The sequence below is a fragment of the Olivibacter sp. XZL3 genome, from assembly GCF_004368405.1.
Classification (GTDB): Bacteria; Bacteroidota; Bacteroidia; order Sphingobacteriales; family Sphingobacteriaceae; genus Olivibacter.
In genome coordinates, this window is record NZ_SBJH01000065.1 from 12,849 (window position 1) to 34,201 (window position 21,353).

At 45.5% G+C, this 21,353-nt stretch carries 11 protein-coding genes; 1 reads left to right on the forward strand and 10 read right to left on the reverse strand.

Going from position 1 to position 21,353, the window contains the following annotated elements; genetic code table 11:
• Nucleotides 1-8 precede the first annotated feature (8 nt).
• From EPX21_RS14525 to EPX21_RS14535, 3 genes are all read right to left on the reverse strand, one after another.
• Nucleotides 9-3,038 carry a TonB-dependent receptor gene (locus EPX21_RS14525; RefSeq protein ID WP_134090415.1) on the reverse strand — a complete coding sequence of 1,010 codons (3,030 nt, stop codon included), beginning with the start codon at nucleotides 3,036-3,038 and terminating at the stop codon, nucleotides 9-11.
• Between the two features lie 251 nt (nucleotides 3,039-3,289).
• Nucleotides 3,290-4,084 carry a response regulator gene (locus tag EPX21_RS14530; protein ID WP_134090416.1) on the reverse strand — a complete coding sequence of 265 codons (795 nt, stop codon included), beginning with the start codon at nucleotides 4,082-4,084 and terminating at the stop codon, nucleotides 3,290-3,292.
• The gene (locus EPX21_RS14535; RefSeq protein WP_134090417.1) at nucleotides 4,078-7,230 is read right to left on the reverse strand and encodes a two-component regulator propeller domain-containing protein; all 3,153 of its coding nucleotides are present in this window, start codon (nucleotides 7,228-7,230) and stop codon (nucleotides 4,078-4,080) included. The genes EPX21_RS14530 and EPX21_RS14535 overlap by 7 nt, the downstream gene beginning before the upstream one ends.
• Before the next feature lie 364 nt (nucleotides 7,231-7,594).
• On the opposite strand from EPX21_RS14535, the gene EPX21_RS23115 reads away from it, so the two are divergent.
• Nucleotides 7,595-9,460 (forward strand): family 43 glycosylhydrolase, encoded by a 1,866-nt coding sequence (locus tag EPX21_RS23115; RefSeq protein WP_134090418.1) that lies wholly within the window; start codon nucleotides 7,595-7,597, stop codon nucleotides 9,458-9,460.
• A gap of 95 nt (nucleotides 9,461-9,555) precedes the next feature.
• On the opposite strand, the gene EPX21_RS14545 is transcribed toward EPX21_RS23115, so the two are convergent.
• The 7 genes from EPX21_RS14545 to EPX21_RS14575 form a co-directional block, all read right to left on the reverse strand.
• On the reverse strand, nucleotides 9,556-10,617 hold the full coding sequence (locus tag EPX21_RS14545) for a family 43 glycosylhydrolase (protein WP_134090419.1): 1,062 nt from the start codon (nucleotides 10,615-10,617) through the stop codon (nucleotides 9,556-9,558).
• A 6-nt stretch (nucleotides 10,618-10,623) separates the two neighbouring features.
• The gene (locus EPX21_RS14550) at nucleotides 10,624-11,766 is read right to left on the reverse strand and encodes an aldose epimerase family protein (protein WP_134090420.1); all 1,143 of its coding nucleotides are present in this window, start codon (nucleotides 11,764-11,766) and stop codon (nucleotides 10,624-10,626) included.
• Nucleotides 11,767-11,843: 77 nt separating this feature from the next.
• Nucleotides 11,844-13,691, reverse strand: a complete 1,848-nt coding sequence (locus EPX21_RS14555; protein WP_134090421.1) for a glycoside hydrolase family 2 protein — start codon at nucleotides 13,689-13,691, stop codon at nucleotides 11,844-11,846.
• Between the two features lie 362 nt (nucleotides 13,692-14,053).
• On the reverse strand, nucleotides 14,054-16,549 hold the full coding sequence (locus EPX21_RS14560; RefSeq protein WP_134090422.1) for a glutaminase family protein: 2,496 nt from the start codon (nucleotides 16,547-16,549) through the stop codon (nucleotides 14,054-14,056).
• A gap of 183 nt (nucleotides 16,550-16,732) precedes the next feature.
• The gene (locus EPX21_RS14565; RefSeq protein WP_134090423.1) at nucleotides 16,733-18,790 is read right to left on the reverse strand and encodes a beta-L-arabinofuranosidase domain-containing protein; all 2,058 of its coding nucleotides are present in this window, start codon (nucleotides 18,788-18,790) and stop codon (nucleotides 16,733-16,735) included.
• Nucleotides 18,791-18,796: 6 nt separating this feature from the next.
• Entirely contained in the window at nucleotides 18,797-19,468 is a 672-nt protein-coding gene (locus tag EPX21_RS14570) for a DUF3823 domain-containing protein (RefSeq protein ID WP_134090424.1), read from the reverse strand.
• Between the two features lie 6 nt (nucleotides 19,469-19,474).
• Nucleotides 19,475-21,307, reverse strand: a complete 1,833-nt coding sequence (locus tag EPX21_RS14575; protein ID WP_134090425.1) for a RagB/SusD family nutrient uptake outer membrane protein — start codon at nucleotides 21,305-21,307, stop codon at nucleotides 19,475-19,477.
• Nucleotides 21,308-21,353 lie beyond the last annotated feature (46 nt).

The window sequence follows — 21,353 nt, forward strand, 5'->3', positions numbered from 1 at the left end:
AATTAGATTTAAAACCCAAATTGCAAGCCCAAGGAATAAGTCTTTAGGTTTGGATAACTAAAATTGTCAAAACCGCGTTCATATATGCTCGCGTTGTTAAATTCGGGATCAAGCCCCTGATATTTCGTAAAAGTCAACAGATTCTGACCAGACAAGATGATTTGTCCGCTTTGAAAGCCAATCCGCTTTAACCAGGAATCTGGAAGAGCATACGACAAGCTGATGTATTTCAACCGCATAAAGTTGCCGCTTTCAAGCCAGCGATCTGTATCCCCTCGCGAATTAAGGGTAGAACCGTAATACATCCTTGGGATGTCCGTGTTTGGATTTTCAGGTGTCCAAGGCTGAATACCGGCCCGGTAATTGGAGTTATCGTCAAAGCGATCAACCAAACTATGGTAACCATTATAAACGGTTGCCCCGAATGCTCCGAACCAATTCATGGTCAGTGAAAAGTTCTTATACGAAGCTCCTAAATTAATTCCCAGCTCTACGTCCGACCAAGGAGATCCGACCACCACCTTATCGTCGTTTGTAATTTGTCCGTCGCCGTTATTATCCTTATATCGAATATCACCCGGTTTGGCGGCAGGCTGTATAACCTGTCCGGCTGCATTCGTATAATTTGCTACTTCCTCTTCCGATTGGAAAAGACCGTCCGTTTCCAGCACGAACCACATACCGGCAGGCTGGCCAATTTGCGTTACCGTATTGCCTACAAAAATATTATTTCGTCCATAGCCCAAATTCGTCACCTTGTTTTTAAGTGTCGTCACATTGGTGTTGATATAATATTTAAATTCTTTCGAACTTTCATTATAACCTAAAGACAATTCAAAACCGGTATTTTTCAAACTCGCCGCATTTGCGATTGGCGGATCGCCGTCGTGGCCGGTGGTCAGGGCGATCGGCATAGCCGTTAATACATCCTTCGTATCAGCAATAAAATATTCTGCCGTTAATGAGATCTTATTATCCAAGAGGGTCGCATCGACACCAAAATTCTTCTGTGTTAAGGTTTCCCAACGAAGATTGGGATTAACGAGCGCTACCTGAATTGCCCCTGGAGAAATCAACTGATCGCGTCCCATGGCAATGGTCGAAAAGGTATTGATCACCGCCAGATAGTCCCAATAACCGATATTGCTGTTCCCTAACTGTCCATAACTGGCTCTGAGCTTAAGATCGTTGACCCAGTCTTTCTGAAAGAACTTCTCATTACTGATGCGCCAGGCGCCGGAAATAGATGGGAAGTTTCCCCATTGGTTTGATCGCCCTAAACGGGAACTACCATCCCGTCGAATCACTCCGTTCAGTAAATAGCGATTATCGTAATTGTATTCCACGCGCGCCAAATAGGACAAGATGATAGCTTCCTCCCGGTAACCGCCGGCCTGCGGTTCATTACCTTGGTCGAGCTCACTATAGTAGCCGCCTTTTCCATCGGGCACCAGATTTCTTTTCATCCCAGATATGCGCGCATACTGGTCTTTCTGATAGGTTTGCCCTACAACCGCATTTACTATGTGTTTTCCGAAGTCTTTATTGAATGTCAGCGTATTTTCAACTAACATCGATTGAAACCTTGCTCGATTTTCATCCGCTATAGAAGGTTGATACTCTTGATTTAAAGACCAATTCCCCTCTTTTCTCAGGTGCGCATAATGATCACTACTGGTTTCGTAGCCTAAATTAAATCGATATTTTAAAAATTCGACCGGCTTTAGTTCCGACCAGACATTTCCCCGAATACGCAGGTTTTCGTTGTATCGATCGTCCAAATCAGCCAATGCCAGGGGATTGCTGCCGAAAGTTCGCGCACGCCGCTCGTCGCCGTAACCGTATCCGCCGGGGTTATTTGGATTATAAATCGGAATGGTGGGCAATAGCCTTACGACATCGGCATAGGGGTTGCCCGACATCTCATCGGTCTTTGCATTGCTGATTGCTAAATTTTCACCAATGCTAAAGATTCCTTTAGTGCCTTGTGTATTCACCCGAAAGCTAATGCGATCAAAATCGGTGCTTATTACGGTACCTTCATTTCCAAAATAATTACCGGAGACCAAGTAGCTACCGCTTTCTCCACCTCCCGAAAAAGTTAAGTTAAGGTCCTGCATATTTCCCGTGCGAAACGCAGCCTCTTGCCAATCGGTGTTTTGGCTCAGATCCAGGTCCTGCCGCGCCAGCCCCTCATTATCAACCATCGCATTATCATAGGCCATGTAGTTAAGCCGTGCAAACTCCTCGGTCTGCGCTAATTTGTAACGGGGAGTAGTCTGCATACTGGTTGTCCCCGAAAATTCCACCTTCATCGGGCCTTTCGCTCCCTTCTTCGTTGTAATGATAATCACACCGTTAGCCGCCCGTGAGCCGTAAATAGCGGCCGCAGAAGCATCTTTTAAAATCTGCACAGACTCGATATCGTTCGGGTTAAAATCCCGGTTGGCCGTTGTGATCATTCCATCAATCACATACAGCGGATTGGTACCGCTCAGATTCTTCAATCCGCGGATTTCTACTTTCGCCTCCGAGCCGGGGCCGCCGCCTCCACGCACCTTTACTCCGGAAGCTAATCCCTGCAAGGCCTCACCCATGGTGGTCACCCTTCGTTTCGTTAGCTCCGAGGTCTTTACAACAGAAACCGCTCCGGTTAAGTCGCGCTTCTGTTGGGTTCCGTAGCCCACCACAACCACCTCGTCTAGCGCATTTTCTTCCGGCAACAGCGTCACATTGATTTCATTTTTCCCCTGCACCGCAATCTCCTGTGTCGTATAGCTTACAAAGGAAAAGACAAGAACTGCCTGTTGACCCGGCACTTCAACCTGATAACGCCCTTCTTCGTTGGTGGATACGCCTGTATTGGCATTCTTGACCTTTACACTGACACCAGGCAAAGGAGCGCCTGATTCATCTCGAACCAATCCGGTAATGGTAACTTGTGCCCATAGGCAAACTGAAGAGCAGAGCAGGCAGATTACGGAAACCGCAAACTTTACCATACCTCTCTTTCCATTTAACAGCTGAATAGTATGCATACATTATTAATTGGTTAGTAAATAAGGGCAGCGAAGAACTGCCGAATCATAACCAAAGGTAAGGCTGTTCATGTTGGAGCGCTAAACGAAGTGTATCAATATTTCTGCATATTGTTTCAATTTATAGCGTCGCTATTTATTACACAAGCATTAAAAAAAGCGACAATAGGCATTCCCGCTCGCGAAAAATGCCAATATCCGAGCTAAGGAGAAAAAGGACTTTCGGGCAGCTAAAGCGGTAGCCCTAACGATCAATTCCGATGTTTTAGCTGTTCTACGTACTCCGACGGGGAAACGCCAAACTGCTTATGAAAATTCCTGCCAAAATGGGTCTGCGAGCTGTAGCCAACCCTCTCGGCTATCTCATAAATTTTCAGCCCGCCCTCTGCGAGCAGCTCCGCTGCCTTTTTGAGGCGGGCAACATTGATCAATTCGTTGGGCGTTAAATTCGAAATGGCTTTTATCTTTCGATATAAGGTAGGTCTACTCATGCACATGGAATCAGCCAAATGCTCCACATCCAGCCCCGGGTTTTCCAGTTTCTGCTGGATTAAATCGTTCAACTTTTCTAAGAAAAGTTCATCCGATTTGGAATGAGCCATCGTTTTAATATGCACCAAAGGAGAAGAAGCAAAGTATTCACGGAGCTTATTTCGATTCGCCAGCAGATTAGCGATCTGCACTTGCAGGTATTCCGGCGAAAAAGGCTTCTCGACATAAGCATCCGCGCCAAATTCCAATCCTTGGATCTTGGATTGCAAGGTGTTTTTCGCGGTAAGCAGGATAATAGGAATATGGCAATATTCGACGGTCGACTTTACCGTTTCACATAGTGCATAGCCGTCCATCACCGGCATCATGATGTCGCTAATGATCAGCTGAACGCTTTCATCGGCCAGACAAGCGAGTGCCTCCCGACCATCGGTCGCCGTAAACACCTGATAATGGTCCTGTAAATCGTCTGCTAAAAAATCTAATATCTCTCGGTGATCATCCACAAGAAGTAAATTAGGTTTGCCTGTAGCTGTTGGTATAGTATTTAACATAAATCAGATTCCTTGAGGTTAAGTGGTAGCGATAATACAAATGTATTAAAGTTTTCGTTAAGCTGGTTATCCAAAATCAAACAGCCGCCATGCATTTCGGCTAATGATCTGGCCAAGGCCAAGCCCAAACCGCTGCCAATAGGCTTCGTATGCCCCTTCACACGATAAAATGGCTCGAAGATTTTTTCATGTAAATGTGTAGGAATACGTTCCCCATCGCTGGCAATGACGACCCGAAAAAACGCCTTCTCCGTATACAAGCGAATGAGAATTTTACCGGCAGCATATTTTAGCGCGTTGTTCAGCAGATTGCTCAGCATTTTATCGAAGGCTTCGGTGTCAACGTAAACCCATAGGCCTGTCTTTGGTAAGTCTAATTTTATTTTTATACGTTGTTCCAATGCTGTTGGGCCTAAGCGCTCCACTTGTTCTTTTAAGAACTGCACAACCTCCAGTCGCTGATACATCAATACAAAAGCCCGTTCTTCGGTCTTTCTGAAGTCAAGTAGCTGCCCGGAAAGCGCTAATAAACGGTTTGTGTTCTTTTCCATGATGAGCAGGTTTTTACGAATAACCGGCACTTCGTCTACCTGCTTAATTATTTTCTCCATCGGCCCTTTTATCAGCGTGAGCGGCGTCCGTATTTCATGCGCCACCTGTGTAAAAAACTCAATTTTCGCCCGATACATTTCTTCCTCCTTTTTATGGGCCAGTTGCTCCAGTTTCAACTTATTCTTCTCCCGTACGCGCTGATGATACATATGTACCAAATAATACACCAATAGTATGGCCAAAACGGCGTAACACAGGTAAGCCCAGGTGCTTGCCCAAAACGGAGGGGCTATATGGATCGCTAAGACAGCTTCCTTACCAATACGGGCGCCTAAGCTATTTACCGTACTCACCCGAAACGTATATTTGCCCGGCGGAAGTTCCGTAAAATAGGCCTTCCGGTTAGCTTGTAAATAGGTCCAATCGGGATCCAATCCGTCCATTTTATAAACATATTCCGTCATTTCGGGCGAGGTGTAACTAAGTGCCGCAAAGTCAATACTGAAGGTCGACTGGTTGTGCTTCAACACAATCGTATCGGTAAAAGTAATGGATCTTTCCAACGGAGAGCCTTTTTTGTCGACCGCCAAATCTTTATTATAAACTTGAAATCCGGTGAAATACACGGGCGGCACAAAGGATTTCTCTCGAAACCGCCGTGGATTAAAGCGGATCAAGCCTTTTACCGTTCCAAAATAAAGCAAGCCATCTGCTGCTTTAAAGGCTGCATTGTAATTGAACTGATCACTCAACAGTCCGTTTGCAACCCCGAACGAACGACTTGTTTCCGTGTCGGGATTGAACCGGATTAGGCCTTTCGAGGTACTGATCCAAAGATTCTGTTGATCATCCTCCAGCACGGTACATACCAGCAAGCTCTGCATCGGTTTTGGGAAGCCGAATCGCTTAAATATACCGGTAGATTTCTCCAGTCGACAAAGCCCTTCTTCGGTAGCGATCCATAGTTCGCCCTTTTTCGTTTCCGTAATATAGGTCACCCGATTGCTCGATAACGTGGAACTATCCTGCTGTTGATGAGCGAATTTACCTCTTTTACCTGTTTTTGTATTATAGAAATATAAGCCATCCCGCCATGAACCGGCCCAAATGGTACCGTCCTTATCCTCAAAAAGCGAGGTATAAAAAATATGGGAAGGGAAATGAGGCATCAACTGGAAGCCATCTTTCCCGAACAAATACTGATAAATACCCCTGTCCGTTGCCAACAAAACCTCTCCGGAACGAAGCCGCAGCATGGTGTATATAAAGTTACTCCCTAGCTGTAAAGGCTCCTTAGAGGCGTAATAATGTTTGAATACCTGTCCGGTCGAAATGCGCATCAAATTCAGGCCTTGATGAAAAGTCCCGACCCATAGGGTATCCCCCGTCACCAATAAGCCATGAATGTTAGGAGACGACAATTCCTTTTCCCCTCCCTGTGCCGGAAAATGTTCAAATTTCCCCTGCTTTAACGACAACTTGTTCAGCCCTCCATTTTCTGTACCGATCCACAGGTTCCCATAGTCATCCGCTTTTATTTCGCGAACAGCGCTTCCTATTAAGCTATTCTCGCCTTTCCGTGGAAAGAACTTCTCAAAAAAGGTGTGTTGCTTATGATAATAGCTGAGGCCTCCAAACCAAGAGCCGACCCAAATGCCTCCTTCAATATCACGGCAGATGGTGTAAACCGCATTATCGCTTATCGACCATTGGTTACTATCCTCCTTTTTTAGATGTACAAATCGTTTATATTGGTCTTCGTAAATAAACACGCCCACCTCAGTAGCCGCCATATATTGCCCTTGATCGGTTTTCTTGATATCATGGACATAGATCGGCTGCCTATTTTCACTTTTCTCCAACAAATCCTGATAAGTTCCTGCATGCGGATACAGTACTTTTATACCTTGTTTCGCCGTGCCAATCCAAAGTCTGCTGCCTTCCTCGTCCCATAAAAGGCAAGTAATCGGCCTTGAACCGTTTGGAGCATGTTTTCCAAAAACTTCAAAGCGCTCAGTTTTTCCCGACTTAGGTTCAAGCAATTTAATCTCCCCATTACTCGAGCCAACCCAAGTGCCGGCATCGCTCACCGAAACGGCATCCACCGAGCTCATTCCCAGTTTTCCAAAGTTTTTCAGCTCGCCGGTTTCTACCTTATACCGTACCAGTGAAGAGAAGGCCGTATACCAAATGTTCCCCGCTCCATCTGCCTGAATATTGGCTATGGCTGCATCCCGGTGGTGTACAAAGTGATTAAATTGTTCCGTTAGCGGATTATAGATATAAATCCCAAGATCGGTTCCAACCCAAATATTCCCACGTCTATCCTCAAACAAGCTATGTACAAAATTATTTCCCAAGCTGAGTGAATCTTGTGGATTATGACTAAAGACTTTAAAGGTATACCCATCAAATCGGTTGAGGCCATCGCGTGTACCAAACCACATAAATCCTTTGCTGTCTTGCAAACTGCAAATCACAGCATTATTCGAAAGCCCGTTTTCAACCTGGTAGTGCTTGAAATAATAAGGTTGACAATAAAGTTGCTTGATACACAAACAGAGTAGGAATATGCTGATTAGTTTTCTTATCATGGTTAGTTCAAACTTAATATTTCTTTTTATTTAGAACAAGATCGTGTTCGATTTTAAGCCCACATAAGTAGCTACCAACTTATCTATTTAATAGGAGCTTCGTTGGATTTTATTCGGACATTATTCGGACCTCGTTCGGATACATCCGGGTAAAGTCATACTAAAATAATAGTAATGTCTTTAGTAATTCATTTTTATTATGCCAGTTGGTAGGACGATGGACCTAACTTGCCCACCGTACACTGTCGCTGTATGGATTGAAAGTGCTGGATTGGAAAGAGGATTTGGCGAAAACTTGATACAATAATATGAGTAGATTTTCCCGTGGTTTTACGTAATTTGAAAGACAATAGCCAATTATTACATGAAACGTTTTATCTTTTCGCTCCTAATGAGCTCATTGATCTATTATACTTCTTCTGGGCAAAGCATACAGAATCCAGTAATCAACCAGAATTTTCCTGATCCGACAATCATTTATGCAGATGGATTTTATTATGCCTACGCAACAAATAGCAAAGTTGGAGATCAAGTAACTCATATCCAAGTGGCTCGTTCTGAGGATTTGCAACGCTGGACTATTTTGGGCGATGCGCTCCCTGAGAAACCGGATTGGGCCGATCGTGATTTTTGGGCCCCGCATGTGCTGTTTGATAGCACACTCCACCAATATGTGCTTTTTTACTCGGGCGAGTCCGGGAAGGGGAAATGCCTTGGTGTGGCCTATGCGAAGCAACCTGCTGGACCGTTTAAAGATTCGGGCAAACCTCTGTTATGCGGAAAAGGATTTGAGAACATTGACCCCATGGCTTTCGTTGACCCTAAGACGCACCAAAAACTACTTTATTGGGGCTCCGGACACCAAACGATCAAGGTGCAGGAGATGGCCGACGACTGGTCGACATTCAGTCCCAACTCGAAGCCTATCGATGTTATGCGCCCGGGACAAGAAGCGCAATACGACAAGTTAATTGAGGGTGCATGGGTCGACTACCATCAGGGCTACTACTACCTCTATTATTCAGGCGATAATTGTTGCGGTCCACAAGCTAATTATGCGATTATGATCGCCCGGTCCAAAAATCCTTTTGGCCCATTCCAACGACTGGGCTCCTTTAATCATACCAATAGCAGCGTCTTGTTGGAAAAGGACAGCCTATGGTTGGCTCCCGGACACAATTCCATCTTTCGAGATCCAAACGGTACTACCTTTATCGCCTACCATGCCATCCCCATCAATCAAGAAACAGGAAAAGCCGATAACGAGCATCGTGTAGCGCTTATTAAACAGATCGACTACCAAGACGGATGGCCTAAAGTAAAGGAAATGAAAATGGATAACGAACCCATTACGCTTGCCGATCCCACCATCTTTTATGATGACGGAATGTACTACTTATACGGCACCGGTGCGCCAGATGGCTTTCCGGTATACCGTTCAAGCGACTTAGCGAATTGGGAAGGACCTATTGGGCGGGCAGCGAACGGCCATGCCCTGCATAAAGACGATGCTTTCGGTACTCAAGGCTTTTGGGCCCCTCAGGTTTTTAAACACAAAAACCGATTCTATATGGCTTATACGGCAAACGAACAAATAGCCATTGCAAGCAGCGACAGCCCGCTCGGCCCTTTTAAACAAGACACCAAACAAGCGTTGAATGGACCTACCAAGCAGATTGATCCTTTTGTGTTTTTTGAGAACAACAAAATATACATTTATTTCGTGCGCCTGCAGGAAGGAAATCGCATTTATGGTGGGGAGCTCGCTACCGACTTGAGCCATATCAAAGAGGAAAGCGTGAAAGCCTGTCTTCATGCCAGCGACTCCTGGGAAAACACGGCTCAAGCAAGTTGGCCAGTTACAGAAGGGCCTACTGTTATCAAACATCAAGGGCTGTATTACCTGCTTTATTCCGCCAATGACTTCCGTAATCCGGATTACGCCGTTGGCTACGCGACTGCCACGAATCCACTCGGCCCGTGGAAAAAACACAAAGGAAACCCGATCATAAGCAGGGAGTTAATAGGCCAGGAAGGAACCGGACATGGCGACTTGATTAAGGATAAAGAAGGCAAATGGCATTACGTGTTTCATACGCATTTCGACAAGGGTCAGGTTGCACCGAGAAAAACGGCCTTGATCGATCTTCAGTTTGAGGATTCAAAAAATTCCCCGACCATTCAAGTGGATCCGAAGACCTTTAGGTTTTTAGGTAGTCAAGCAAAATAAACACGTTGTTTCGACGAAAAGCAGTAACCTGGTGGCTTGTCTCGAGGTTCGCTCGAAACGACAAAAACTTAATACTTTTTAGACAGCTTTGCGTCTTATTTAGCGTTAAAAACCGGCGCCTCTTGCGAGGCAGCAGAGGCTCCCTGTCCCTTTATTTCAGGCCAACCATCCTTCCAATACAAGCGATCCATCAGTAAGACCCTGCGATTGGTACCATTGGTTAACTTTCCCTTGCGGGCATCGAAGCCATGATACAAAAACCAATCCTGCCCTTTATCGTCTGTAATAATGGGCGCGTTATGCCCCGTTCCTACAAATTGCTCATTCCCTTGAATTAATAGGGTACCGCGTCCTCTTTCGGTGATGGGTTGTCCCTCTTTATCCAAATAAGGGCCAAGCAGTTGCGTCGATCGTCCAACCAGCACGTGATACTTGCTGTTTAATCCTTCGCAACAAGACCCTTTTGATCCAAAGAAATAATAATATTCGCCTCTTTTGTGAATCATAACCGCCTCCCAATCGCCCGCGGCGATCTTCGTTTTTTTGTCGATATCGACAACCATCCTACCATCTTCACTAAGCTCAATGGCATAGGTTCCTTGTGTTGGCAGGTCACTGAAGCTTCCCCAGAAAAGGTATTTTTTTCCGTTATCTTCAAAAAAACAAGGATCGATTGAATTGGGGACATCCACTTCTACACTCGAAAAGACCTTCCCTTGGTCTATGAAATCGCCATTCAAGGAATCGGCAATTGCCAGCCCAATTCCCGGATCCGGATCTCCCCAAGTAGAAAAGGCATAATACATATAATATTTACCATTTACGCGATTCACATCCGGCGCCCAAATCCCGCCCTTTCCTTTCCATTGTGGTTTCTGCTTCAACGCATCCTTCACATAATGCCAATGAGTTAAATCCGCCGATTGTAACATCGGCACCAAGCGTTGACCGGCACCATCACCCCAATCGTCGGCCGTCCCAAACGCATAAAACAAGCCGGTTTTCGAATCCCGTATTATGGAGGGGTCCGCTAATACAGGTTCGAAAACCGGATTGCTATAAGGAAGACTTAGGCCCTTGCTCCTCAAATGATCCGGCTGCTGTGCAGCACATTCAAAAGCGAGACAAAGTAAAGAAAGCTTGAGAAATGTCCGCATAGCTATTTATTTTACGACCGAAAAGACGTATTCCGAGCTCGTTTTGTACACCTTACCCGGATCCAAGATAATAGATGGAAAATTAGGCTGATTCACCGCATCCGGAAAATGCTGCGTCTCCAAAGCAATGGAGGTGCGGTAATCATCCTTAACACCACTTTTTAAGCTGTTCTGCCCTTTCATAAAATTACCTCCATAAAATTGCAGTCCGGGCTGATCGGTGAAGATCTGCATCACGATACCGCTCTTATCTCCGGTCACCGTCGCGGCCAGTCCGTATTTACGCCCTTTGTTCAACACAAAATTATGGTCATAGCCACCACCGAATTGCAATTGCTCATCGTTTTGATCCACCCTGCTGCCAATGGTTTGTGCTGTTGTGAAATCGAACGGCGTGTTCTTCACAGCGGCCTGCTTGCCCAAAGGAATCAGCGTGCTGTCTACGGGCGTAAATTGATCGGCATTTATTTGTAAGAGATGATTATTAATGGTGCCAGCACCTTCACCATTTAAGTTAAAGAACGCATGATTGGTTAGGTTGACAGGCGTCCGCTTGTCGGTTGTTGCCTCATAATCGAATCGCAAGCCGTTATTGGCGGTTGCGGTATAAGTCACTTTAATATCCAGGTTTCCGGGAAAGTTCTCTTCTCCGTCCGGCGAATGGTAGCGCAACACGAGGGAGGAATCGCTCGATTGTTCCGCCTCCCATACAACATCCTGAAATCCTTTTTTACCTCCATGTAAGGTATTCTGTCCATTATTCGTAAAGATGCTATATGATTTGCCGTCCAGCTCAAACTTTCCCTTCGCGATCCGATTCCCAACGCGCCCGATGGTCGCACCATAATACGGTTCAGTCGAAGCCCGATATTGCGCCGCCGAAGCAAAGCCCAAAACCACATCTACCGGCTTACCGTTTTTATCCGGCACGGTTAAACTGACTACCCTTCCGCCGTAATTGGTGATGGTCGCCGTCAACCCTTTTCCATTACTAAGCGTATACAGTTTCACTGCTTTTCCATCCATCTCCCCGCCGAATTCCGTTGTATCCCTAGAATCCGTTGCGCCGCTTTGGTTTTCTTTAGGGCTGTTATTACATGCGAAAGCTACACAGCTTAGCATGATGCACACATATCGTTTTATTTTCATATCCATCTTTTAAATAGAGGAAGCTAAAAACCCATCATGAAAAGATAGCACCTTTTAGCTTCCCCGTCATGCTATCCTTATTGGATAGACTGCTGATATAAGGTTTGATGCACCTGATTCAATTGTGTTTCAGGAATTTTAATCACTTTCCGATCGTAGGTCATCATGCCATTAGTCTCTACCTCTACATCGGTCGTTTGCGTGTACACACCAGCCGATAGTCCTAGCGGGATCAAGCGTTTTAAGTCTTCAATCAGTTTGGTATAACGCTTCAGCAATTCATCCTTGTTCTTGAAGCTTTGGTATCCCCAGTTGTTCTTCTCCTGCCAGGTATGCCCTTCAATTGGTAGGCCTAGACCGCCGAACTCGCCGAGCACCAGCACTTGCTTTTCTCCAAATAACCTCGGATCGGGCATCGATGGATCGGGGTAATGGTGAATATCCAATATGTGACCGGTATTCAAGAAATTACCTCCACTGGCACTGTTAACCAAGCGCGACGGATCATATTGCATCGTCCATTCGGTAATTTCCTTCGTTTTAAACTGTCCCCATGCCTCGTTAAATGGAACCCATACAACGATACTCGGGAAATTGTGCAAGGCATCCATAATAGCCTTCCATTCTTTACGATGATAAGCTTCCGATTCAGCAGAACGCTCTTTATCTAAGTTATATCCGGAGAGCTGCCCCGGATGATTATCCCAACGGTTTCCTCCTAAATCACCACTCGGCATATCTTGCCATACCAGTAAACCTACGCTATCACAGTAACGGTACCAACGGGCGGGCTCCACTTTGATGTGTTTACGAATCATATTGAAGCCCATTTCCTTTGTTTTCACGATATCGAACAACAAGGCCTCATCGGTTGGAGCGGTATACAGACCATCTGGCCACCATCCCTGATCTAAAGGCCCATACTGAAAGACAAACTCGTTGTTTAACAGCAAGCGTTGAACTCCTTTACTGTCTTTTTCCATCGAGATCTTACGCATAGCAAAATAGCTCTCCACCTCATCGACTACCTTGCCTTTTCGAAGTAGCGAAACCTGTAAGTTGTAGAGTTTGGGGCTGGTTGGCGACCATGCCTGCGCATTTGGTATAGATAGACTTGCTTCTGTTCCCACAGTTACAGTCTGCTCAGCCAGCACCTTACCGCCATCGAGCGCCACCACCTTTACTTGATCGCCACTTTTGCTGCCTTCTACCTGTGCAGCAACCTTCAACGATTTGCTATCTAAATCTGGTGTCTGTTTGGTATGCGCAACATAGGTTTTCGGAACATTTTCCAACCAAACAGTTTGCCATATACCGGTAACCGGCGTATACCAAATGCCCTCCGGATTAACAACCTGCTTACCGCGAGGCTGCGGCCCTTCGTCCGTTGGGTCCCAAACCCGAATGGCTATTTCTTGCGTTTTTCCCTTCTTGAGGTGTTTGCTGATATTAAAATAAAAGGGATCAAAGCCTCCTTGGTGACTGCCCACTTTTTGGCCGTTCACATAGACATCACATTCCCAATCTACCGCTCCAAAATGCAGCAATACATCCTCTTTTGTGTTCACCTGATCGAGCTTGATTGTGTTTTTATACCATAAGGCCTGATCCTTTCCAACGGTCTTACCTACACCCGACAAGGCCGATTCAACGGCAAAAGGCACTAGAATTTCCCCCTGGAAATTGGAGGGAATGTTCTGTTCTGCTTTTGGGGTAATGGCATATTGCCAAAGACCGTTCAAGTTTTGCCAACCTTTGCGCACCAGCTGTGGCCGTGGATATTCCTTTAGCGTTTCTTTCGGATTTACTTTTTCCGCCCAGGGGGACATAATTTTATCGCCAACAGGCTTCCATGATACATCTTGCGCCACAGCAAGCTGCGAACTAATGAAAAGTAAGGATCCAAAAATCAGTTTACGTGTCATACCTTCGTTTATATGTAAATAAATTATTAATTCGTTGTTCGGGTAAGCGATTGATAAATACGACTTCCTTTCCTCGATCAGGACCATTGCCAGCTGGACAACAGCTCATCAGCCAGCCCTTGGATAGAACGAATGAAATGCTTGATAACGTTAATAGCTTCATATCGATTTGGAAATTGGTTTATCAGCGCTGAGGGAACATCCCCTCACCAAAGGAAACGATTATGGAACGATAAACCAACAAAGGCCGTGTCAATTTTTCTTTATATTGTCTCAAAATGGCTTTAAGCGCTAGGCCATAAGCTTTATGCTTTACCGTTTAATGCCAATTGGCTAATAAACTACTACCCACTAATTAATCACTACCGGGCCATTTCCTCTTCCAGCATTTTTATAAAATAGCCACCAACAACCGAGCGTGCGCGGAAGCCAACGGATTTCCCATCGCTTGTTTCATGCCAGTCACTCAACGGAATACGATCTGGCGTTTCATTGGCAAATTTCCACACCGGGTTTACGAAGGTTTCAAAATCAGCATCATCAGCGAGGGTAGCGGTCCATAAGATCCAATCAGACTTGGTATAAGTCTTTCTACTGTCCAAAGGCAAGCCGTAGGTCTGCTGTTTCGTTTTATAGTAAGCGATCTCCTTTTCTACCACTTCCGCCGGAAAAATGTCCAACTTCAATAATTTGTCCCAAATGAGGTTGTACTTTTGGCTCCACGTATCCTTTTGGCCGAAAGCCAGCGTATAATGATTCCCATTATCAGCCAATTTCATCCATTCCCTCGCCATTTCTCTGGCCAGTTCGAAATGTTCCTTCGCCACCTCATCCTTTTTCAACATCTCCGCCAACTTAGCATAAGAGGCAATCCCCATAATCGCTTTCACCGACAAATTTGCATTACGCGCGAGGTGTCCGGCAAAGTCATCCGTACAAAGCTGATTCGCCGGATCGAGCCCTTCTTTTTTCAAGAAATCGGTCCAGGTCGTTAAGGTCTCCCAATGCTTTTCCGCAAAACCGGCATCGTCCTCCCGTAACGCAATCGCTGCAGTTAATGTAATCATGTTTCCAGCCTCTTCCACAGGCATATCTTCTCCGTAGGTCTGGCCATTCGCCAAAGGATAGGTCCCGACATCATGTGCCGGAAAAGGCTTTTTCCATCGACCACTTTCCGAATATTCAAAAATGAACCGAAGCAAGCCTTTCGCTAATTCGGTGTTGTACAGCACAAAAAGCGGTGCAGAAGGGTAAGTCACATCCACCGTTCCGATGGAACCGTTCGAAAAGTTCTCTTTGGAGAAGAAGAGCAATTCGCCATTCGTATTTGCAACCACCTTGTGCGCAGCAATCGCTTGCCGATAGGCCAAGTTACATAGATCAGCATATTGCGCTCCACCGGCCTTTTTGGCGTCAGCCGATAATTTTGCATCAAAGGATTGACAAGCCTGCATCAGGCGATCGTAATCGTTCGCCGCCGCTTGAATCATATCCAGCGCATGGGTCTTATTATCCCGGCGCCACCACGGACGCAGGTTCTTTCCAAAATATTGCACCGAATATTCGTCATCATAAGCTATCACCACCTGTTCAGAAACAGCGTCCGACACTTCCCCCAAGGCCATCTCCACGCCAATCAGCATGTCGGCAGCAGAACCGATTTTCGTCTCTGTAGCCGTACCTTTTTGCGCAACAGCGGCCACCAGGCCTTGCAAGGTATTCGGCGTTGATCGAATCGATGCCTTTTTCGCTGCGGCAATATAAGCTTTGCCCCAATCAATCCGCACGTTATCGCCTTTCTTGCCCAACAGCTCCTGGCTCGTCGTTCCGACGGATTGTACTAACAGTTGAGCATGATCTTCAACGTCAACTTTCACTTCCTGATTAGCTTTGTCGCTGCTTACTTTTCCGGAGAGTGCAAACCAGATTTTTACATCATGCTTTTTACCGTCATTTGGTGCCGACTTAAAGGTAAGGTAAGATGCAGGACGCGCCAGCACTTCCAATTGATCCATCAATAAAGGAGAAGTAAATGTCAGGTCAATCGTCATTCCGCCGGCATCGAAGGAATACGCGGTTTGTGTTGCCGTTAGATGAACCGCCGTCTGCTTAGCAGGCTCTGCATCGAGCAGCTTCTTCTCCTGTACCAAACCAACATCGATAAAGGCGCCTCCCCGATCGTTTCGGCAATGAACCGCGAGTGTGTTTTTGCCTTTCTTCAGTGCTTTTAACGCTTCAACACGGATATCCCTTTGCCCGTAATCGAGAATAAAATTTGGATCCTCATAGGCCAAGACACCATTGATAAAGACCTGAACGGCGTCGTCGTGACTAATAAGCAATTTGGGATTGCCAGGCATTTCTTCCAGCGTAAAATCCCTTCTATACCAGATTTCCTGATCGTAACGTGAAGCTGCTTTCATGGGATTATCGACCGAGTTATCGCCAAAGGGTGCCGTTCCTGTCTTCCATGAAGCCCCGTCAAAATCCGGTGTTTCCCAGCCAGTCCCCGGCTCGTCATAGGTATAACGAACCTCATAGGGTCTCTTTTGTGCCGTTGGCAGCACTTCATCTAACAATGAAATGGCATTACTTGCCAATTGATAGACTTTACCATCCACCTTGGCGAGGACTATTAAGGGTTGCTCTTCCCCTGTCCAATGTTTAGTAGCTTGCGCATTCAACGTATCTCCAAAAGACCAGATGCTGAAATAAGGATCGTGGGTAATCAACGGATAGGCCGGTGCCCTTAATTGTTGTTTCTTTCCTTCCGATACCTGCTTATCTGTCCCGCCTCTACAACTCGATAGGAAAGCGAAGCAGATGATCAGCGCACTAAGCATGGTGTTTGTTTTCATTGTAATAACGTGTTTTTAAAAGGCCTTTCTATTATTTATTGTTTGTTTTAGTCATTATTTACAGCTGTAAGCTCAGGGCCTTAGGCTATAAGCCCATTTCGACTTTGGCAGCTGACAACCGGCAACTCGCAACCGGCAACTCGCAACCGGCAACTGACAACTGATAGTTGACAATTCCCAATGCTACTCTATAACCGGAAAGGCACTGATTCGTAGCCTTGCTGCGCCCATCGGTATCAATTCCAACTCTTCCTCTTCAGTTGATACCTTTACCGGACTTAGCGGTAAGACATCTGTTAGACCATACTGGTCTATTTTCCACGAAGGAGTCTGCTTACCTTTAACTTTTAATCCAATTGGTGCATTTTCAGGTGTAAAAGGGAAATTATCCTTCGGCCATTCTTTGTGAATCACTTCGATCCATTCCTCCGGCTGCCGATCAGCATTCAATAAGCCATAATTCCATGCCGACGCAGGTAAAATCTCAAAGGAAGGCCACTTTTCCGGGTCTGCACTCTCCTGCCACTTCGAGTCGCCAATGGCCGAAGCCTTGCTATCTTTCTTTAAATATTGCTCTTGAATTTTTAATGAATAAGTCAGTGGCCCTCGATTGATGCTGACACTATTTTTATTATCCTCCCATTTTTTAACCCGCAGTTCCATCGGCAACGTGAGGGTGATCTCATCCCCCTCTTTCCATGTCCTGTCTATTTTAACATAAGATCCCGGTTTAAAGCTTTGCTTCACCGGTTTACCATTAACCAATACGCCCGCCTGATCGCACCAATTTGGAATCCGGATATAATAAGGGAAGTGTACCGGGCCCGTTGTATGTACCGTAAAAGAGACCTGCTCGTCAAAGGGATAATGGCCGACCGACTCGATCCTAACTTCTTGTCCATCCGCCACTTTGGCTGTCACCTCCGCCTCGGCAAAGAGCAGAGCAGCCAAGCCATTATCGGGTGTGGCCATAAACACATGTTCTGCATAATAAGGCCATCCTTGCGCGTGGTTATGTTGACAGCACCTCGAGCTAAACGGATTCATCATCAAAAAGGGGCCCTTATTGTCGATCCCCGGGTGATGATTTTTGCTATCGCTGATAGACATATTCGGACTTGTAATATAGCGCAAGGCCTTAAAATCAGGCATCACTGCAGCGGGATAAGTATTAAAAGCCACCTCCTCGGCATGATCAGCCCAAAAAGGATCGCCGGTAATGCCCATTAGCAATTCATCCGAAGCCATTTGCTCCACCATGCCACAGGTTTCCACCCCTTGACGGGGATCCGTATAGCCTTCCCGTGCATTTTCATCCGCACCAAACATCCCTCCCGGCACGTTTCCAAAGCGTTCGCGTATCAAGTGGAAATTGCGGTAAGTTGCTTCCAAATCAGTAGGGTCACCTGTTTGCAGATAATATGTAGCCGGTTCCCGAAAGCATTGAGCGATATTGACGTTATGCCAATTTGGGAGGTTATTCTGTTGTTTCCAATCGGCCGTATTACGGTGAATTTTCTTGGCCAACTCCAATAGCCATTCCTTACCTTCAGTCCGATTATATAGCCAATAGATGCTATATAGGTTATCTCCTCCGCGACTGTTTTCCCAATAGTCCTTTAGCAGCTGATCTTCCGGAAGCTGATTCTGCCAGGCGAAATACCGCTCCATAAAGGGCAGCACGCGTTCGTCCTTGCTGTATTCATAATACGACTGTAAGCACCACAGCATAATCATATTGCCCCACAGATCCGGTTTGCCTTCTTTCAAGATCAGCGGGCCGAAGTATCCGTCGTCCCGCTGACTTTCCAAGGCTGCGTTAAGCCAGGTTTTCGCTTCCTGGATAATCTGTTCGTCCTTTAAAATATAACCGAGATTTGCATAACCCTTTAACCAATAAGGCACTTCCTCCCAACCATGGTCGCCACTTCCATCTTTACTTAGCCAAGCATTGTTTTTCTTGGCCAGCCAAGCGCTAATTTCGCCTAAATGTCCGGTTAGCCCGTCGCGTTGGAGGTCTAAGTATTTCCGCAGCCATCCCTTCGGCTGTATGGAACCGACAGGTAGTTTTACGAAGTAGGTAGACCGCAAAGGTTTGCGATTGGAGACATAATGCTTATTGGATACGCTTGTATCGGGGCGGTTCACGTTGTCGATCCGCTCCGATTTCTGAGCAAGACTAGTGCTGAAAACCGAAAAGAGAAAAAATACAATAATGACCGCTTTAGCTACTGAATTCATGCCTTGCTATTTTATCTGTACGGTATTCGGATCGTATATTCCTTCCGTAATACCATTAATCTTTAAGCCTACTCGAGCAAACAGGGCTTTAGATGTTTGAAGTTGACTTCCAACATTCAGTTCGAGAACTATATGATTTCCATCGACATCCCGATTCTCAATTCGACCCGTTTGTTGGCCAAAGTCGACAAACTTTGTGTCATTAACCATTAATGAAACGTACTCAACGCCCCTCGATTCCTCTACCCCGATTATATCGAACGAGGCACGCAACACATCATTATCCAATTGATACTGAATGTTTTGAAGAACATAATATGGAGTCACCGGATAATCCATGCTTGTATTTCCGCTTATTTGTACAATAATCGTATCCTGTTTACTAACCCACGGCCCGTTACCATTAGTACTTACCAATTTATACGTTCCATCGAATAACTGTGCTGCGAAACTTCCATCTTGCGTTAAATAAACGTTAATGGGCGTCTTTAATGGGTAACCATCTTGCCAAAGTTGTAAGTAAACAGACTGATTTGAACCTCTCACACCGATGGGTTGACCGTTATAAGTCGCATATCCACGCAATTGAGAGGCCGGCGCGTCATAGTTGTCTTTTCCACAAGATACCAATACAAGTAATATGGAAAGAATTTGTATAGTTGTTATTAGCTTTTTCATAGGAATTTACTGATATGGATTTCTTACCATTTTAGGGTTGCTGTTGATCCATCCTTGGTCGATAAAGGAATAATAATTTTGATACCTAAAGTTTCTAGGATAAAGCGAATGGCTCGCTCGCTGTTTATCAAAGACCCACTTACCATGATTAGGATTTCCCGGAGCATAGATCCGATAAGGAAAAAGTGCATAATGAGTTGCGGCATAGTTGTTGGCATCACCATTCCATATTTCATGCGCTACCCGCAATCGCTTTAAATCCCACCAGCGATGGTCCTCAAAAGCGAATTCTACCCTCCTTTCCTGTATGATATCCTGTAAGCTTATTTGTGTCAGCTCTTGAATACCTGCTCTGCCTCTGATTTGATTAATATATCCTGCGACTTCACTTTGTGGCCTACCTAATTCTAGCGCTGCCTCAGCTGCTATCATTAAAACTTCTGCGTAACGCATCCTTACAAACCACATATCACTTCCTCTACCGCGGGTTGAAGCATCACGATTCTCGTCGATGAACTTCCGCACATTAAATCCGGTTTTATTTACATATTGATCGCTGTTCGTCGTAGGGCCATCGATACTTGTTATAACGCCACCATAAGCCGCATTGGAAGCACCGGGAGAAGCAGTAATAGTTTCCCATCGACCATTTTCCAAGTATTTAACGCCTGCCTGATAGGTGATCGTCATTCCTCTAAAATCAGCACCTGAGTAGATTACCGTCCCGTACAATCTCGGATCTTTATCTTTGAAAAGGTCCTCAGGATTATCATAATAGATGTATTCTCCGGATGCATTCGTTGTTTTGAGCGTACCATTACGATCGTTAACGTATTCAAAGGCCTCAACTAAGTTAAGTATTGGCGTCATGATATTGGCATCGATATCACCGCGCACCGATGAGGCAATATTGTTATTGGTAAAGCCATGAGTCTGGCCCGGGTAAATATAATCCTTTGCCCAAATTACTTCGGGACTTCCTTTCTCGCATATAGCTTCATAGAAGTTTCTTCCTTTATCAGCATTTGCGTCATGCAGTCTATACCTGCCCCCAACGATGATTTCCTGTGCGGCATCATAAGCGATTTGGTAATATTCCGATGCGCGCTCCGCTGGAATTCCCACCTCATTGCCGGCAGTCCTAACGTCCGGTGTTTTATAATTATACTTTGCAATAGATGCGGCGTATAAAGCTGCACGGGCTTTCAATGTAAGCGCTGCCCATTTATTAGCCCGTGCAGCGTTTGTGTTTGTTCCCGGATCATCTGGCAACATTGTAGCAATCTGAGTACATTCTTCAATGATATAATCGTAAAGGCCAGCTTCCGTTGACCGCGGAAATTGCATCGTCGTCACGTCTGTACCAGACTGATATTCGAACACCTCATCCCCTACTATGGGCATACCGCCCAGACTACGACACATATTGAAGTAAGTCCAAGCCCTTATGAAGCGTGCTTCTCCCTCAAGTGTATTACGCGTGTTAGGATCGAAGGATGCGGCCTGTTCCGAACGAATACCCGCGAGAAATTGGTTGAGATTCCGAATAAGCGTGTAATCATACACTCGCCATTGAGCATCATCGTAATTTTGGAGGTTATTTGGACCACCACTCGACACACCCGCCTCGTCTAAAAGTGTGTAAGAATAACTATCCGTGATATTCTGACCCCACATAATTCGTCCGTAGAAGTTAGCGAGAAGAGAGTTGACCATATTTAGGTCCGAATATATTTGATCGTCGGTCAGAATGGCCTGTGACTCACGGTCAAGAAATTTTGAGCAACTTGTACCGAAAAAGAGAAGTGCACAAATAAGGGTTTTATGTAATCTTTTCATCAGAATAATTTTTAAGTCGAAATGATGCTTTCATGATCAATATTAT

What these genes read in the sequence shown, in the direction of transcription:
- EPX21_RS23115 (WP_134090418.1), top strand. Translation starts at nt 7,595, where the DNA reads ATGAAACGTTTTATCTTTTCGCTCCTAATGAGCTCATTGATCTATTAT.
- EPX21_RS14565 (WP_134090423.1), bottom strand. Translation starts at nt 18,790, where the DNA reads ATGAATTCAGTAGCTAAAGCGGTCATTATTGTATTTTTTCTCTTTTCG.
- EPX21_RS14545 (WP_134090419.1), bottom strand. Translation starts at nt 10,617, where the DNA reads ATGCGGACATTTCTCAAGCTTTCTTTACTTTGTCTCGCTTTTGAATGT.
- EPX21_RS14525 (WP_134090415.1), bottom strand. Translation starts at nt 3,038, where the DNA reads ATGCATACTATTCAGCTGTTAAATGGAAAGAGAGGTATGGTAAAGTTT.
- EPX21_RS14535 (WP_134090417.1), bottom strand. Translation starts at nt 7,230, where the DNA reads ATGATAAGAAAACTAATCAGCATATTCCTACTCTGTTTGTGTATCAAG.
- EPX21_RS14530 (WP_134090416.1), bottom strand. Translation starts at nt 4,084, where the DNA reads ATGTTAAATACTATACCAACAGCTACAGGCAAACCTAATTTACTTCTT.
- EPX21_RS14550 (WP_134090420.1), bottom strand. Translation starts at nt 11,766, where the DNA reads ATGAAAATAAAACGATATGTGTGCATCATGCTAAGCTGTGTAGCTTTC.
- EPX21_RS14555 (WP_134090421.1), bottom strand. Translation starts at nt 13,691, where the DNA reads ATGACACGTAAACTGATTTTTGGATCCTTACTTTTCATTAGTTCGCAG.
- EPX21_RS14560 (WP_134090422.1), bottom strand. Translation starts at nt 16,549, where the DNA reads ATGAAAACAAACACCATGCTTAGTGCGCTGATCATCTGCTTCGCTTTC.
- EPX21_RS14575 (WP_134090425.1), bottom strand. Translation starts at nt 21,307, where the DNA reads ATGAAAAGATTACATAAAACCCTTATTTGTGCACTTCTCTTTTTCGGT.
- EPX21_RS14570 (WP_134090424.1), bottom strand. Translation starts at nt 19,468, where the DNA reads ATGAAAAAGCTAATAACAACTATACAAATTCTTTCCATATTACTTGTA.